The sequence below is a fragment of the Flavobacterium psychraerolatum genome, assembly GCF_025960985.1.
Lineage (GTDB): Bacteria > Bacteroidota > Bacteroidia > Flavobacteriales > Flavobacteriaceae > Flavobacterium.
This window is the reverse complement of record NZ_JAOQMX010000001.1, coordinates 58,161-75,424: the sequence shown is the minus strand read 5'-3', so window position 1 is coordinate 75,424 and position 17,264 is coordinate 58,161. Positions and strand designations below refer to the sequence as shown.

The following is a 17,264-nucleotide window of genomic DNA, read 5'->3' as shown; positions in this document are numbered from 1 at the left end:
GTAAAACGAACCATAATTTATTTTTTCGAAAAGAAATATGTCAAAAAGGATCAAACAGTCGAAATGGATATTTAATTTTTTTGGTTTGTGCCCTTGGAGTATAGATAGCGGCTGCGATCATGATTAGGTACAAACTGAGTTGTATGTAATTTAGGTGCAGCACTAAAATCAGTAAAAAAGGCAAACTATAGCAAAGGTATTCGATAAAAAGAATGCTTCTGTATTTTTTATTGAGTTGTAATAATTCTAAATCGGTTCTGTTGGTGTGATAGGTAAATATTTCGATAGCGAATAAAAAAATATAATTCTGGAGCATTTCATATTTTGAATTCAAAAGGTAAGCTAAGGAGAAGTACAAACCTATAAATAGAACAATGGCGGTTTTATCTTTGGGAGGTAAAAATTTACGCAATCGTATTTCAATCAGTCTGGTGACTATTTGGAACATCTGTTTCTGGGTTATTTTATAAATGAAATAAAAATAAGCATTATTAATCAAGCGTAATTCTATTAAAGACTGAATTTACTAGATTTTAATATATCGCGGTTGATATTCTAAGCAATTCCTTATTTTTGTCAGATGAACCGACTGCAAGGCTTTTTGGATTTCTAAATTTAAGGGAGTTTAGGTTTTGGAATGAATTTAGAAAAGGTAGCTTGAGCTAGGTGACATTTATATATTGAATTTGTTTACTGTTTGTACCACTTGATACCGTATCAAAACTAAAGCAAATTAAAAAAGAAGTTGTTACTATGAGTTTGAAATTAATAAAGTTCATTTTTTTTGGAAATTTCTTTATCGGACTACTAGCCATAGCTCTGAATATCGAAGCGACTTTAAGATTAGGAATTCCGTATAATTCATTGGGGTATTATATTTTAGTTTTTTGCGCACCAATTGTGTATTACAACTATGCGTATATGGGAGCGATAAAATTTGGAAGTGCTACAAACCCAAGATCAAAATGGTTCATTAGTAATGCTAAATTTCTAAAAAAAAATCAATTTATACTAGCCCTTATAAGTGTTGTTATAGTAGTTTATCAGATCGTAGTTAATTTTTGGAACATTGTCAACTTACCACTTTATTATTGGCTAATTGTGTTTTTAATGCTTGGTCTAGCTGCTTTGTACTATGGTTTGTTGCCTACTACGTATTTCAATCTCAACCTGCGTAATACGGGTTGGCTAAAGCCTTTTATTATTGGATTTCTATGGGCAAGTACGGCCAATATTCTACCAATCATAATGCTAAGCATTGAATCGAATTTTATAGAAGAAAATACCTTTTTATGGATTTGGTTGTTTATTCAAAACTGGATGTTTTGTACTGTAAATGCAATAATGTTTGATATTAAGGACTATGAAATTGATGTAAATAGAGAATTAAAAACCTTTGTGGTTCGAATTGGAATTCAAAAAACAATTGGTTTTATTTTACTGCCGCTATTAATTATCGGAATGATTTCTTTTCTTATTTTCGGGTACATTCAAGATTTGAGTCCCATGAAAATCGGAATCAATTTGATTCCGTTCTTGCTCACCATCATGGTTGCTTTTTTCATGTATACCAAAAAAAACATTCTCTTTTATTTAATTATTATTGATGGATTAATTCTAGTAAAAGCCATTTGCGGTATCTTGGCTGAGCTAATTTTGAAAAATCACTGGTAAAATATAGCCGATACAATAGCAGCATAAGTAAGATTTGGTCGAAAGCAAGAATCAAGTGGTGCAATCGGGGTTTTCAAGAACAAACAAAGCCATTCTATTTCGCATTCAAAAACTAATATGAGCTACCTATGAAAACCAATAATTATGATTTTATCGCTTCGTGGTACGATGGTCTTAGCAGAATTGTATTTTTGAAATCTCAGGTCAATGCGCAAAAAGAGCAGTTGTCTTATATCAAAAGCGATCAAAAAATATTGATTGTCGGTGGTGGAACCGGTTGGATTCTCGAAGAAATAGCTAAAAGTCATGATAACCTACAAATTACTTTTGTAGAAATTTCGGCTAATATGATCCAGCTAGCCAAACAGAGAAAAATTAGAAACAACAAGGTTTCGTTTGTCCATCTTCCGATAGAAAATTTTATCGATCACGAATCTTATGATGTACTAATTACTGCTTTTCTATTTGATAATTTTGCAAGACAGCGAGCTGAAATTGTATTTGAGCGACTACATAATACATTAAAAGAAAACGGACTTTGGTTGTTTTCAGATTTTAGTAATAACCACACCACGAGCCGTTGGCAATATTATTTGCTAAAAACAATGTATTTTTTCTTCGAAAAAGTAGCAAGTGTTGAGGCAAAAGAATTGGTTACGATGTATCCCTACTTTATAAAAAACAACTATGCTGTCCTCCAAAAAAAGCAGTATTATGGTAGGTTCATCGACGCATTTGTCTTTGAGAAAACAATATGAAATACCAGGTTTGAATTGCTTTTCTATATTTTAGGTTCATTCTTCAAACTGCTTCTATTTATGAAAATAAATTCTATTCTGCTTCTTTTTGGGTAGAAAGAGAGTTGATTTTGAGGTAGAGCCTCGTTATTTTTCTTTAATAATTGTAATATTGGTGAATACGTTCACCGAAAATAGGGTAATATTGGTGAATACGTTCACCAAAAACACTATAATATTGGTGAATAGAGTTTTTTGTATTATCTTTGGTTTAAATTTAAAGTCATGATTTTTAGAGATTTAACCCGTAGAATTAAAGGTAATCTGAACAAAGGCAAGGTTGTTTTACTAATAGGACCAAGGCAAGTTGGTAAAACTACATTGGTAAATAGCTTATTAGATGGAATTCCGTTCTTATTTTTGGATGGAGATGACGCTGTTGTGGTGGATACTTTGTCAAATGCTAATACCGAAACACTGAAAAGTATTATAGGGACTTATAAATACGTTTTCATTGATGAGGTACAGCGAATACCAAATATTGGATTAAAACTAAAAATCATTGTGGACCAAATCAAAGAGGTGCAAGTGATTGTGAGTGGATCCTCTGCTTTCGATATTAATCTTGTTACCCAAGAGCCGCTTACTGGTAGAAAATTTGAGTACCACTTATACCCAATTTCATGGAACGAATTCGAAAATAATGTCGGTTACATCAAAGCACAGCAGCAATTGGAGTTGCGCTTGCTCTACGGAATGTATCCGGATGTAATCAATAATTTTGGAAATGAGTATGAAATCTTAAAAAACTTAGTTTCAAGTTATTTATACAAAGATGTGCTGAGTTTAGCAGGCATTAGAAAGTCAGAAGTTTTAGAGAAGATTCTACAAGCTTTAGCATTGCAAGTAGGAAGTGAAGTAAGCTATAACGAAATTGCGCAACTCGTTGGTGTAGATAAAAATACGGTGAGTAATTATATTGATTTGCTCGAAAAAGCTTTTGTGATTTTTAGATTGAATAGTTTTAGTAAGAACATTCGAAACGAAATCAAAGCCAATCGTAAATTATATTTTTATGATAATGGTGTTCGCAATATGTTGATAGGTAATTTCAATTCTTTAGAATTTAGACAAGACAAAGGCGCATTGTGGGAGAATTTCTTAGTTTCGGAGCGGGTGAAAAAATTGTCATATGCAAATAGTTTGGCAAAACCTTATTTTTGGAGAACAACTGCTCAGCAAGAAATTGATTATATCGAAACCACAGCTGATGCAGTGAGTGCTTTTGAGTTCAAATGGTCTCCTTTAAAAAAAGTAAAATTACCAAAATCCTTTGAAGAAGCGTATCATCCGGAATATTTGGTGGTGACCAAAGAGAATTTTAGGGAGTTTATTAAATGATTTTTCTAACTAAATAACCGATACTGCATCAATAATTACGATCCTTTTTGTATTTATAGCTTTAGAGTTTGTCTAATTGATTAATGAGGAAATGTTATAGTTCAACGCCTTCTATTTTTGCAAAACAGACACAATTTTTGCTATGTTTACGGACTTAATCCAAAAACATATTTAAAATGAGTACAGATTCCAAAACAAATTTGTCAAACGGTGCAGTATTTTTTACCACGATCAATGCGCTCACCAAAGGAGAATTAATAAGTCCGTCAACACAAACTACGGTAGCACCATTACCACCCTTAGTTAGCGCTAAGTACAACGAAGCGCTTACCACAGTTACCGTGAGCGGAACTGTTTTTATTGACGCATCAGACGCTATTGCTTCATTGGATATTTATTTGGCGCATCAAATTTTGGGCGCACATACGCAGGAGTTGTATATCGCTTATGATTATAAAGAAGTTGTTCCAACTAGTTTATATCCATACTATTTTAGCTTTGAAATGCCAATTCAATCTCATGGTCATACCATCAAAACGCTAGAGTCGTATTTATGGAATATTGACCCAATATCATCAAGAGGAACAGAAACAACAGTGCAAAACGTTTAGTTTTTAAAACAATAAGATCCTCATTTCAAAAGAGTTTTACAAATTTAAAAGTTTGTAAAACTTTTTTTTTGGATACATTTGTCATTCAATCATTAAAAGAAAGATGTTGATTAAAATTAGACTTTACCTTGGTGTTTTGCTGTTTTTTATATGCTTATCAAGCACTGCTCAACAAAAACAGATTGATACTTTGCTTGGAAGAGAGTTACTGCAAAAAATCAAAGTTTTTAAAGCGGAAACTAACTTATCCCAAGCAGCTCATTTTTTTGTAGAAAAAAAATGGGATTCAACCTTAGTTCATGCAATGAAGCAGTTGAGCATGGCCAACAATAATAAACTAGTTGTTGATTATTGTCATTTTTTTAGGGCTTATTCTTTTTATCAAAAAAAATTGATGAATGCTGCTGAAAAAGAATTTAGTCAGGTATCCAAATCATTCGGTTATTACTATTTGGTCAAAATTTATCTTGGAAACATAGCCTTAGGCAAAGAGAAATATGAGGATGCCATTTCATATTATCAGGATATTGAAAACACAGAAAAGGGAAAGAATTATATTTATAATAAAAGTGGTTTAAAACATAATATTGGTATATCGTACTTACATCTTGAAAAGTTTGACGATGCCGAAAAGTACCTACTCAAGAGTATTGACCTGCAAAAGTTGTATAGCGATCCAATGATGTTAAGCGGTTCTTATGGTGATCTAGGTACTTTATATTATGTACAGTTTAAGGATGCTATGGCGATTCCGTATTTTGTAAAAGCGTATGAACTTTCGAAAAAAACTAGCGATTTTGATTTAAAAAGAAGGACAGCCCTAAACATGGCGGTTGTCGAAAAAAACAGAAGTAAATTTGACAAAGCCTTAGCGTACAGAGAAGAGTCAGATACGTGGAAAGATTCTCTAAACGATCAAAATAAGATTTGGGAAGTAGCCAAGCTTGAAAAACAATTTGCCGTCAAGCAAAAACAAAAGGAAGTTAGTCTACTGCAAGCCGAAAATAAAGTAAAAATTGCAGAAAGAAATGGATTTCTATATTCAGCACTGTTTTTATTGCTGTTGCTGGGAGCTGGAATTTATTTGTACCGAGAAAAAATAAAAACCAACAAAATTATCTTGGCTCAAAAAGAAAATCTAGATGAGTTGAATGCCACGAAAGATAAATTATTCTCGATTGTGAGTCATGATTTGCGCTCATCTGTGAATGCTATGAAACGTAGTAACGCCAAATTAATCAAAAAAGTAGCCACAAAAGACCTAGAAGAAATAGATCAACTATTGCACCAGAACAGCGGTATTGCAAACAGCACCTATAACTTACTCGATAATTTACTTAATTGGGCTATTTTGCAAACAGGTCAGTCTTTTTTCGAAATTACCTCTTTGCGTTTGTTTTTTATGGTAGAGCAGGTGGCCTACAATTATATCCCTTTGATGGAGGAGAAAAATATGCTGTTCGAAAATAATATTGCTAAGAAAGACCTTGTTTTGTTCGATCAAGAATCCCTTAAATTAATTCTTCGAAATCTATTGGATAACGCAATTAAATTCTCAAACGATTCGGGGACTATTAAAGTCTACACAAGAAATGATGATTTAGATTTTTGCACCTTGGTAGTAGAAGATAATGGGCTAGGAATGACAGCAGAAACGCGATCGAATTTGGTGAAATCTACGTCATTACTTTCTAAAAAAGAGAACGAAAACATAATAGGAACAGGTCTTGGAATGCAGCTGTGCAAGTCGTTGGTCACAAAGAACAACGCTGTTTTTGATGTGGAAAGCGAATTAGGAATTGGGACGAAAATCATCATTAAGATCCCAAGAGATCAAGCGAACGACTAGGGTAATTTTGATTTTGTATCTTGTTCGGACAGTTTTTTTACTATTTTATTCCTTTCAATCAAAAACTGGCTGAGATGATCTTTCAATAGCATTTTGTCAAACAATTTTCCGAAAATCCCAAACGGAGTTTCGTATTCCATCACATCTTTCATAATCGTTTGTCCATCTATTTCTTCAAAGAAATGTTGGTGCTTGAAGGATTTGAAATGACCTTTTAATTGTTCGTCTACAAAATAGGAGTACAGCTCCATTTGCGATATAATGCTTTGATGCTGTAGGAAGAAGCCAAAATGTTTACCTCTCCAAGTTACGGTTTCTCCTTTATTGATCAATCCGTGTGTTGTTCCTGCTATGGCAACCTCACTAGTTTTACTTGCAGATTGTTGGTGCGTATCAATATTACGAGCATGATCAAAAACGATGTATATTGGTGCCTTAATTACGGTTGTTAAATGTATCGTTGTCATTTTGTTAGATTTTTTAAGGCAGTTTCTAAAGTTTTGTATTCGAATACAAATCCGTTTTCTAAAAGTCGATTTGGAATCACATTTCTGCTTTTTAAAACCAATTCGGTTTCGGTTCCAATGATTTTTGCTCCAATTTTTAAAATAAACTCAGGTGTTGGTATTCCGATGAAAACGTTCAATTGTTTTCTCAAAGTTACCATGAAATCTTGGTTTGAAATCGGTTGAGGTGAAACGATGTTTACAACGCCTGTCATTTGTCTTTCGATAATAAAATCAATGGCTCTAGCAAAATCTTCGGCATGAATCCAACTGATGAATTGGTTTCCTTTCCCCTGTTTACCTCCCAGTCCTAATTGTGTTAATCGTTTTAACGGTATAAAAGCACCACCATTTTTACCCAAAACTATTGAGGTACGCAAGGCTGTTTTTAAGGTATTAGGTGTTGCAGTTTTAAAAAATGATTTCTCCCAAGATTGCGCTACATTCATAGAGAAATCATTGCCAATTTCTCCATTTTCCTCGCTCATTTGTTTGTCTAATGAAAAACGGTAGATGGTTGAGGTTGATGAGTTCAACCAGTGTTTTGGTGGATTTGTACAAGCAAGTACGGCCTGGTTAAGCACTTTGGTACTTTGTATACGAGAAAGTAATATTTCTTTTTTATTCTTTTCGGTATAGCGACAATCCACAGATTTGCCCGCCAAATTGATTAGTACATCTGCGTTTTCTAATTCTTTTTCCCAACCAGATAAAGTTTTGGCATCCCAATTGACCAATTTTATTTTACCGGTTCTGCTGTTTTGTCCTCGTGTAAGAATGACGATTTCTTCAAATTTATTTTCGAAATGATTCACTACAACTTCACCTAAAAATCCTGTTCCTGCTGCTATAATTAGTTTTTTCATGATGTTAAAATTAAAAATTTAAGATAATTGCCAAAGCTAGTATTCGATACAAAATCCATGTTAGAGTTAGATATTTGGGTAATTCGAGTAAACTGATTCTTCTATAATGTTCGTAAATCATAAAGTTTACGATTAATCCAAACCAAGCTATAATAAAATATTCATTTAAATTAAAATAGCAGTTTAAGAATAGTATCGGTATCAAAAGTAAACTTCCTATTATAGAAACGGTGACTAAATTCCCAATGTAATTCAATTGTTTATGTTTGTCTAATTTTTGAATAAAAAGCGCTTGAAAACCTATTTGTCCAGTTGCTAGAAGGATTTCTCTAACGAAAGTAGCTTTTGGTAAAAAGACAATCAATTCTGCGTATTGAAATAAAACCAATGCGGTAAATAAAGTTGCAAATGCAATATAAAACAAACGATATTTTATATTAAAATCTGGAATGCAATTTATCTTGTGTTCTATTTTCAGTTTACTAGGTACTATTACTTTTCGGTTGTAAGAGATGAATTTGTACAGCTTTTTCAAAAAGTAATTTATAGGTTTCCAATTGCCCAGTTTCTCCATCCATGGAAAAGAATTCCCTATTACTTTTAATAGACTTTCAATACCGTAGTAAACTCTTTTGTTTTGGGTGTCAACTAAGGCTATTTCATTTTTGGCTCTTTGTATATCAATATAGTTTTCTTCTTCAGTTGTAATATTTACAAATGGTTTTCTACCTTGATTATCTAACATGTTTGCTTTGATAAAACCTGCAGTGTAGAGGTTGCACATTGGGCATTCTTCGTCGTAAAGAAGGGTGTGGTCGGCTAGGGTTTTCATCTTCTTGCGTTTTTGTTTAGTATGAAAGTAAAATACAAAGCGAGTAGTATAGGTATAGAAACTCCTACACACATCATTATGCTTTCAATTACTGATTGATTTATAAAAGAGTTGTGTAATAATGAAATGGCGAACATTAAAAAGAAATAGCATAAAACACCTTTGAAATAATTAGTCACATCTTTGTTATTAGTTTCGTTTGTCAACCAAATGAGTCCAGATAATAGCTGATAGGCTGGCATTATAAATAGTCCAGTGAAGAAAACAATAAGTCCGCAATCTTTGATGAAAGGACTTAATATTCCAGTTATTACTACAGTTAGAACAATCGCTAGGTTTAAAAAATTCAGTATTTTCATAATTCTTTTTATTTTTAAACTTTCAGAAAAAAATGAAAGTTTTGATTAAATTTTTTTGATTTTACTTCATGAATTTCACAACGAGCTTAGTCAACCAATTGTCTTTGTATTCGGTGATTTTGTCTAAAACATTATCGGCTTTTAAAACGAAATCATACAATTTGGTTGTTTGATCTACAAAATGTTTTTCTTCTGCTGTTTGATTCGCACTAATAGAGGAAACTTCTTTTAAAACTTTCAAAGCAGGTTTGATTTCTCTTTTACTGCGTTCTCTAGCTATTTTTACGGCTAATTCGTCTAGGTCTTTTTCAGCGGTAAAAAACTCTCTACGTTCTCCCGCTTTGTATTCTTTGTAAACAATTCCCCAATCCATCAAAGCGCGTAAGTTCATACTAGCATTACCACGGGAAATTTGCAATTCTTCCATCACATCTTCCATAGAAACCGGTTCTGCTGAAACCATCAAAAGCGCGTGAATTTGCGCCATGGTTTTATTAATTCCCCATTGCGATCCTAGTGCTCCCCAGGTTTGTACAAACTTATTTTTTGCTTCTTTGAATTTCATTAGACGCTTTTGTTATTTTTAATGCAAATCGGATAATTGCTCATTGTCATAGTACAAATGTATGTAAAAGTTTTTAAACTTTCAAAAATAAATGAAAGTTTGTGTTTTCATAAATGTAAAACATAATCGGGTATGTAAGTATGGGATAAGTAAGTTTTATTAACTTTAAGCTATTGGCTTACTTAGTTTAGCAATTCAGTCAATTTTTTATAAAATCCGCTGTAACTGTAGCGTGAATACTGCTTCAAAGAAATCTTTAATTTTTCGGTATTTACGTTTTTAACTAAAAATTGAGCTAGACTTTCAATTTCTTCGATTTTGTCATAATAGTTGTAATCAAATGATAATAGTGTTCCAATTAGCAAGTTTTCGTTTATACCAAACGCTATTTCTTTATATTTATTAAGGAAGGATATGTTTCTACTATTTTTTAGCATCTCAAACAAATCATCTTGTTTTTCGTCTAGTTTTTTAATCTCAAAATAAAAATTAAACGCTTCCAAATCACCTGATTGATAACTATTGCGAGCGTGGCTAAAAGCAGACATCCTATATTTTTTAAATTCATCTACAGGTAAATTTTCTTTTATAAAATTATAGACCTTAATATCATAAATAAATTTTCCGTAAACACTATACAATTTGGCTAACTTTTCATTCTCATTGTTGGATTTATATATAGCAACCAGAAATCTAATATAAGGAACATTGTATTTTTCTTGATAATTACGTTCTATAATTTCAGTACAATATACTTCAACAGAATCATAATATTGTAGCTCCATTAATGCATCTAACAATTTAATATTATAGTCGTTTTGAAACAATCGCGGTCTAAATTTGTTTGCGTGTTTATGGAATAAATTATTTTCTGTGAAAATTTTAAAAATAAAAGTAGTCATCTCGTGACCATAATCATAATAATGGAGTTTTGATTGTTCGAAATTTACCTCAACGTTTTGTTCAATGAATTGTACTATGTAGTTTTCTTGGTTCTTGTTTATTTTTGAAAACTCATATATTTTTTGGCACTGTTCAAATTCATGTGTTAAAAATTTTTCTTGAAATATTTTCGAGAAATAGAATTTTACGCTTTGTTCCCAAACATCAATATCTTTTAGGGTAAATAGATTTTTGATTAAATCGGCTAAAATAGATTCGATAAAACGGTTTATTTTAATGCTGTTTATTTGATACTCGTAATGTATAGCCTCTAATTTCTCAATTAAAAATAGTGTTAATTTGTATTTTTCATCTGTTATTGGAGCAAAACATAAGTGTTCTAATAACTCCTTTGAAGCCAGCGTTAATGCGTCTACAATTTTTTTGACTTCTGCAGTTTCTATTTTTCTGCGTTTACCAATTACCGATTGTAAACTTTCTTTGATGATTTTTTCGATAAAGTCGGTGTCAAAATCTTGTTGCTTAACTTCAAATTGATTTTTAAATAAAAATGCTAATTCTTTATTGGTATTTAAAACCTCAGAAAGCCAAAAACGTAAGTTTTCATTGTCTAGAGAATTTAATAAGATATCAGTGTCTGTTAGTTTTTTTGCTCTTGGTTTTTTAAGGGTTTTTTCTGTTTTACTTTCTGAAATATGTAAAACTAAGGCAAAAACATGGTTACAGATGCCTCCTTCTTGGCAATCACAAATGGTGTCAATAATATTTTTGCGACTATCAATCACAATTTTCACATCATAACTTTCATTTTTATCATCAACATAGGCAACTGTCGAAAACGCATCTATTTTGTCTAAATCTCTCACTTTTAGTTTTTGAGTTGTTTTTAGTTTAGAATGGTTTTCTTTTAAAAAAGCTGTTATATTCATTGGATTATGGTTATATTTTACATCGCCCTCTTTAACATATTTTAGAGGTCAGTTTTTGTTCTCTTAAAGTGTTTGTAGTTACTGTTCTTTATTTTGAACAGTATTGATTCGTATAATAATTTATTCTATCTAAACAATTCCTTCACCTCATTAATATCAAACGATTTTTTCTCCTCGTCTATTGAAATAATACTCGATGCTACATTTTTCTTTTTTTGCTGTAAGGAAACAATTTTTTCTTCAATAGTATCTTTACAAATCATTCGATAAGCCATAACTTTTTTCGTTTGTCCAATGCGGTAACAGCGGTCGATAGCTTGGTTTTCGACTGCGGGATTCCACCATGGGTCAATGATGAAAACATAATCTGCTTCGGTAAGATTGAGTCCTGTTCCTCCCGCTTTCAAACTAATTAAGAAAACTCGAACATCAGCATTGTTTTGAAAATTTTCTACACGGTCTTGTCTATTGGTGGTTTGTCCATCCAAATATTCAAAAGTAATATGCTCTTCCTCCAAACGAGTTTTTACAATTTGAAGCATTTTTACAAATTGTGAAAAGACTAGAATTTTGTGATTTCCTGTTTTTTCTTTGATATTTTCTATTAAGGTTTCCAGTTTTACGGAGTAATTTCCGAAATCTTCTTCTGATGGAATCAGGGCTGTCGAGTTGCAAATTTGTCTTAATTTGGTCAATCCATCCAAGATATACATTTGCGATTTTTCTACTCCATTCTCGTCTATTTTGTTGAGTAGATAATCGCGGTATTTATTTTTGAACGTATCATATACTTTGCGTTGTTCTTTTTCCATTTCGCAAAAAATGATGCTTTCAGTTTTTTCTGGCAGTTCTGTAGCGACTTGCTCTTTTGTTCTTCGCAACATAAACGGAGCGATGATTTTACCTAATATTTGCGATGCATCAACGTCTTTTTCTTTGTCGATCGCATCAGAAAAATTGGTTTTGAAGTGGGTCATATTACCCAATAATCCAGGATTCAAGAAATTAAGCTGCGCATACAAATCAAAGGTATTATTCTCGATAGGCGTACCTGTAAGTGCAATTTTATTGTACGAATTCAACAATCGTACAGCTTTATAACGTTTGGAGTTTGGGTTTTTTATCGCTTGACTTTCGTCTAAAATGATATAATTAAATTTAAAATCCTTGAGGAACTCAATATCATTTAGCAAGGAGCCGTAAGTAGAAATGATTAGATCGTACTTATTGAATTTGTCTTTGTTCTCTGAGCGATTCGCACCAGTAAAAGTTAAGATTTTTAGCGTTGGGCAAAACTTTTCAATTTCGTTATTCCAATTAAAGATTAGCGATGTAGGTGCAATGATTAGCGAAGGCTGCCCTTTTGGGTTTTTTAACTTAAGGTGTTGCAAAAAAGTGATAGTTTGCAGGGTTTTCCCCAATCCCATATCGTCAGCCAAACATCCACCTAATTGGTTTTTATCTAAAAATGCCAACCAATTTAAGCCATGGTGTTGGTACTCTCTTAATGTAGCTTTGATTCCTTTTGGAATTGCAATAGTTTCGATTTCGGATATATTTTGCAAACGCATTTTCTTGTTGTACAACTCTTCTAGAAACGCTGGTTTAGTTTCTATTTCTTCATACAGTTCATCAATTATTCCAAATTGATAATTGGAGATCTGAATACCATTCTTCTTTACTTCTCCTGTTTTAAAGTAATTGGCAAACTTTTTCATCCATTCCTCCGGAAGAATCCCTAAAGTACCATCGCCAAGCGTCACATAATTAGACTTCTTTAAAAATGCTTTTTGCAAGTCTTTTATATTGACTTTTTGATTTCCAAAACTAATGTCAATTTCAATATCAAACCAATCAATATCCGACTTTAGATTTACCCTAATAACGGCTTTGTTTAAGTTGAATTTGAATGATTTTAAATCGTTTGCACCAAAAACATTAATTCCCATTTGTTTCATTCGCTCAATAGAATGCAACATCCAGTAGTTTTCAAAAAGCTGATCAGGACTTAGGAAAAAGAGCTCTTCTTGTTGAGAAAATTCAGGATGCAATTGTTTGAATTCCTCAAGGAAGTTATCTTCAAAAGATTGATTTCGGTCTTGGTATTTGTCTGTTTTCGGATCGTACAGCATCTCAGAGGACTGAAGTTCGACAAGTTGGTCAGGGTACTTTATAGCAAGTGTAAATGTGATATATTCGCCAAGATGGTCTGTTAAATAAACCTGTTTCTCTAAGCCGTTTTCGTTGATTTGTTCTTTTGCTTTTTTGAAAAGCTTCGACTCAACTTTAAATTTTTTAGATAACGGTTTTATTATTTTTTCAAAAAAATCAGGAGTGTCTTTTTTGAGATAATTTATTTCGGCTAAATCCTTATAATAGTTTAAATATATCGATAAACGGCTGTCTTTTAAGGGAATCACGACCTCGTCTGCGAAAATATATAAAGGTGTTATTTGTATTGCTGTAGCATTCAAGTTGTAGTTTTTGTCATTAATTGAGATTTTGGCTTTCAAGGTATAGAAATAGGTAGTCTCAGTTAGAATGAAAAATAAAGTGACTATTTTATTTTCAAAAACGATTGGCTTTAAATTCTTGCGTACAAGAGTGTTTCTAATGTTGTAACTGTAGCACAATTTATTTCGTGCAATCTTAATAAAATCTTGATTGGATGCAAAAGCTTTTTTTAAAAAAGTAATGTCTCTGGTTGATTTGTACTTTGCTAAGGCTTCATTTATTTGTATTGATTTTGCAATCAAACTGTGTTCCTCGTTTGAGTCGTATATTGTTAATGCATCTACAAAGTTATAACTTGTTATAGGAGCTATTGTTGAGGCGAAATCTGTTTTTGTTTTGTTATACTTTGCTTGAAAAAGGCATGTTGTTTCAAACTTTTTACCTTCAAACTCAAAGCAAATACCCAGTCCGAAATTGCTTTCTTGATTTTCAGGTAGGGGTAAATTTAATGTAGTGTAATCTTCATCGTCTTCAAATAATTTAGAAAAATCTCTGGAATCTGTAGTTATATTTTTAAATTTTGGTTTAGCAACAAATCCTTTTGGGGTGATGCTAAAGCTGAATACGCTGTTATAATCGTCATTAGTAGTAAATCCTTGAGCAGTAATTGCTTCAACAGTTTTTTCTTCAAAATAAGTTTTCGAAAATAAATTATCTCCAAAAACCGCTACTATTTCGTTAAGAGCAGTGCCAATATGCTCACATGTTTTTGTTGTTTGCACGCAATTACAATCATATTGAAGAATCTCTGTTTCAGAGGTGTATTGAAAGTGTTGTTCGTGAGGATCCCAACCCGATGATTTGACAATCACTTCGGTTAGCGAAGCAGATTTTATTTCCGGGTTATTAAATTGGTACCCTCTATAGTGAGAAGCCACCGTCCATTTGTTGATTATTGATGGGCTGATAATTCCGTTAGTTAACTTTACTTGATTGGGTTTCAATTTTTCGGTTTTATTTTCGTATTCAAGATTTTCAAAAAGGGTTTGGATTGTAGCTTCCGTGACGGATTGAGTTTTTTCTTTTAAATGCTCTATAATAATGGAGTTTAAAGCTGCAATTATATGTTTACAAATACCAGGGTAATTTGTTTTATAAAGACAAGTGCAAGAACTACTTATTGGCTCCTGTATGTCAATGTTTATTTGGTAATAGTCGCCATAGCTTCCTAAGCATTCAAAATTAAAAATCCTGTCATCTTGGTCAAGATTGTAAAGTTCAACTTGTCTAGAATTACTTCTTGAATTGGGATTACTATTGTGCTTAATGTATTTTTTAATTGCAGAAACGTCCATTGATAAGGCCTTTTTTATCCAAATATACTGATAAGTTTTTTTTCGAAACTTTTTTTGTATAAAAAAAACCGAAGCATCACTACTTCGGTTTGATATCTGCAATCAATCCCGGAACCATCGGGACGCTAATCAACAATCGAAAATCTATAAAAGCCCCGCTCTTTTCAATAAAGCATCCGGCTTCGGTTCTTGTCCTCTAAAGCGTTTGTACAATTCCATTGGTGGTTCTGTTCCTCCTTTTGAAAGTACATTGTCTTTGAATTTGGTAGCAACTTCTCTATTGAAAATACCTTTTTCTTGGAAAAATTCAAAAGCATCTGCATCTAGTACTTCAGCCCATTTATAGCTATAATATCCTGATGAATAACCACCTTGAAAAATATGCGAGAAAGCCGTACTCATGGCGTTTTCGGCAACCTCTGGGTATAATCTAGTAGATTCAAATTGCTCTTTTTCGAATGCTTTTACAGACGTGATTCCCGTAGGGTCTTGTCCGTGCCATCCCATATCTAAAAGTCCAAAACTCAATTGACGCATCGTTGCCAATCCTTCGTGGAAACTCGCGCTTTCTTTAATTTTCTCTACATATTCTTGCGGAATCACTTCACCAGTTTGGTAGTGCGTTGCGAACAAAGCCAAAGCTTCTGGCTCGTAACACCAATTTTCCATCACCTGACTTGGTAATTCTACAAAATCCCAAAATACGGATGTACCAGACAAACTCGGGTAAATAGTGTTGGCTAACATTCCGTGTAAACCATGTCCGAATTCATGAAACAAAGTCGTTACTTCATTAAAAGTTAGTAACGAAGGTTTGGTTTCTGTTGGTTTGGTAAAATTACAAACGTTAGACACATGTGGTCTTTCGTTGATTCCGTTTTTTACATATTGCGATTTGAACGAAGTCATCCAAGCACCGTTACGTTTTCCTTTTCGAGGGAAAAAATCAGCGTAGAAAATAGCAACTAAATCCTTTTTCTCATCGGTAACTTCGTAGGTCATTACCTCAGGATGGTATTTGTCAATGTCAAATACTTCGGTAAAAGTCAAACCGTATAATTTATCAGCGATTGTAAAAGCACCGTTCAATACTTTCTCCAACTGGAAATAAGGCTTCAATTTTTCGTCATCCAAATTGAAAAGTTGTTGTTTCAATTTTTCGGCATAATAACCACCGTCCCATTTTTCTAGTTGTTCGATTCCGTCTAGTTTTTTGGCGAAAGCTGTTAACTCTTCAAATTCTTTCAATGCTGCAGGTTTTGCTTTGGCTAGCATATCATTCGAAAAAGAAAGTACTTTTTCTGGACTTTGCGCCATACGTTCTTCCAATACAAAATGAGCATGGGTCGCATAACCTAATAATTGTGCTCTATTAAAACGAAGTTTAGCAATTTTCAAAACAATTTCTTGATTGTCAAATTCGTTATTTTGAAAACCTCTGGCACCAAAGGCAATCGCTAGTTTTTTACGCAATTCACGATTGTCTGCATACGTCATAAACGGAACGTAGCTCGGGTGATCTAATGTAAAAATCCAACCCTCTTTTTCTTGAGCTTTGGCCAAAGAGCGCGCGGCTTCGATAGTTCCTTCTGGTAGTCCAGCCAAATCCTTTTCGTCGGTTAAATGCATTTCGAAAGCATTGGTTTCAGCCAAAATATTTTCGCCAAACTGCAAACTTAATTTAGATAATTCTTTGTCAATTGCACGCAATTGGTCTTTTTTGTCTTCGGCTAGATTGGCTCCATTTCGAGAAAAACTTTTGTATTTTTTGTCTAATAAAGTGCTTTGTTCTGGTGTAAGTGTCAATGTAGCTTTAGCATCATAAACCGCTTTCACACGTGCAAACAATTCTGGGTTCAATGTAATATCATTCCCAAATTCAGATAGTAACGGCGAAGCTTCCTGAGCGATTTTTTGCATTTCGTCATTCGTCTCTGCCGAGTTCAAATTAAAAAAGATGCTTGACGCTCTATCCAAAATATCACCGGTGTAATCCATGGCGACAATTGTGTTTTCAAAAGTCGGTGCTTCCAGATTATTAGCAATAGCATCAATTTCAGCTTTCGCCAAAGTAATTCCTTCTTGTATCGCAGGCAAATAATCTTCATTTTTAATCTGCGAAAAAGGCGCCGTATTATGTTTGGTTTTGAAATATTGTGTTAGGATGTTCATGTTTTATTTATTTAACTCGATCAGGTTTTTAAACCCTGATCGGGTATTTTT

At 32.9% G+C, this 17,264-nt stretch carries 14 protein-coding genes; 5 read left to right on the top strand and 9 right to left on the bottom strand.

Going from position 1 to position 17,264, the window contains the following annotated elements:
* Positions 1–40: 40 nt before the first annotated feature.
* Entirely contained in the window at positions 41–448 is a 408-nt protein-coding gene (locus M2326_RS00415) for a hypothetical protein (protein WP_264617585.1), read from the bottom strand.
* Between the two features lie 305 nt (positions 449–753).
* Here M2326_RS00415 and M2326_RS00410 point away from each other — a divergent pair, with 305 nt between their 5' ends.
* The 5 genes from M2326_RS00410 (at position 754) to M2326_RS00390 (ending at position 6,272) form a co-directional block, all read left to right on the top strand.
* Positions 754–1,674 (top strand): UbiA prenyltransferase family protein, encoded by a 921-nt coding sequence (locus M2326_RS00410; RefSeq protein ID WP_264617584.1) that lies wholly within the window; start codon positions 754–756, stop codon positions 1,672–1,674.
* Between the two features lie 128 nt (positions 1,675–1,802).
* Positions 1,803–2,432, top strand: coding sequence for a class I SAM-dependent methyltransferase (locus M2326_RS00405; RefSeq protein WP_264617583.1), 630 nt, complete (start codon positions 1,803–1,805; stop codon positions 2,430–2,432).
* A 264-nt stretch (positions 2,433–2,696) separates the two neighbouring features.
* Positions 2,697–3,812 (top strand): ATP-binding protein, encoded by a 1,116-nt coding sequence (locus M2326_RS00400; protein ID WP_264617582.1) that lies wholly within the window; start codon positions 2,697–2,699, stop codon positions 3,810–3,812.
* A 176-nt stretch (positions 3,813–3,988) separates the two neighbouring features.
* A complete protein-coding gene (locus M2326_RS00395) occupies positions 3,989–4,423 on the top strand; it encodes a hypothetical protein (RefSeq protein ID WP_264617581.1) in 435 nt (144 codons plus the stop codon).
* Between the two features lie 103 nt (positions 4,424–4,526).
* Positions 4,527–6,272, top strand: a complete 1,746-nt coding sequence (locus tag M2326_RS00390) for an ATP-binding protein (protein ID WP_264617580.1) — start codon at positions 4,527–4,529, stop codon at positions 6,270–6,272.
* Here the strand turns inward: M2326_RS00390 and M2326_RS00385 are convergent.
* From M2326_RS00385 to M2326_RS00350, 8 genes are all read right to left on the bottom strand, one after another.
* Positions 6,269–6,739 (bottom strand): SRPBCC family protein, encoded by a 471-nt coding sequence (locus M2326_RS00385; protein ID WP_264617579.1) that lies wholly within the window; start codon positions 6,737–6,739, stop codon positions 6,269–6,271. The two genes, M2326_RS00390 and M2326_RS00385, sit on opposite strands and share 4 nt — an antisense overlap.
* Positions 6,736–7,644: a TIGR01777 family oxidoreductase gene (locus M2326_RS00380; RefSeq protein WP_264617578.1), complete on the bottom strand. Its 909-nt coding sequence runs from the start codon at positions 7,642–7,644 to the stop codon at positions 6,736–6,738. The genes M2326_RS00385 and M2326_RS00380 overlap by 4 nt, the downstream gene beginning before the upstream one ends.
* A gap of 10 nt (positions 7,645–7,654) precedes the next feature.
* Positions 7,655–8,476 (bottom strand): DUF393 domain-containing protein, encoded by an 822-nt coding sequence (locus M2326_RS00375; RefSeq protein WP_264617577.1) that lies wholly within the window; start codon positions 8,474–8,476, stop codon positions 7,655–7,657.
* A complete protein-coding gene (locus M2326_RS00370) occupies positions 8,473–8,835 on the bottom strand; it encodes a hypothetical protein (RefSeq protein WP_264617576.1) in 363 nt (120 codons plus the stop codon). The genes M2326_RS00375 and M2326_RS00370 overlap by 4 nt, the downstream gene beginning before the upstream one ends.
* Positions 8,836–8,896: 61 nt before the next feature.
* Positions 8,897–9,400 (bottom strand): GbsR/MarR family transcriptional regulator, encoded by a 504-nt coding sequence (locus tag M2326_RS00365; protein ID WP_264617575.1) that lies wholly within the window; start codon positions 9,398–9,400, stop codon positions 8,897–8,899.
* A 182-nt stretch (positions 9,401–9,582) separates the two neighbouring features.
* The gene (locus M2326_RS00360; RefSeq protein ID WP_264617574.1) at positions 9,583–11,232 is read right to left on the bottom strand and encodes a hypothetical protein; all 1,650 of its coding nucleotides are present in this window, start codon (positions 11,230–11,232) and stop codon (positions 9,583–9,585) included.
* A gap of 125 nt (positions 11,233–11,357) precedes the next feature.
* Entirely contained in the window at positions 11,358–15,041 is a 3,684-nt protein-coding gene (locus tag M2326_RS00355; RefSeq protein ID WP_264617573.1) for a DEAD/DEAH box helicase, read from the bottom strand.
* A gap of 144 nt (positions 15,042–15,185) precedes the next feature.
* Positions 15,186–17,213, bottom strand: a complete 2,028-nt coding sequence (locus tag M2326_RS00350) for a M3 family metallopeptidase (RefSeq protein WP_264617572.1) — start codon at positions 17,211–17,213, stop codon at positions 15,186–15,188.
* Positions 17,214–17,264: the final 51 nt, after the last annotated feature.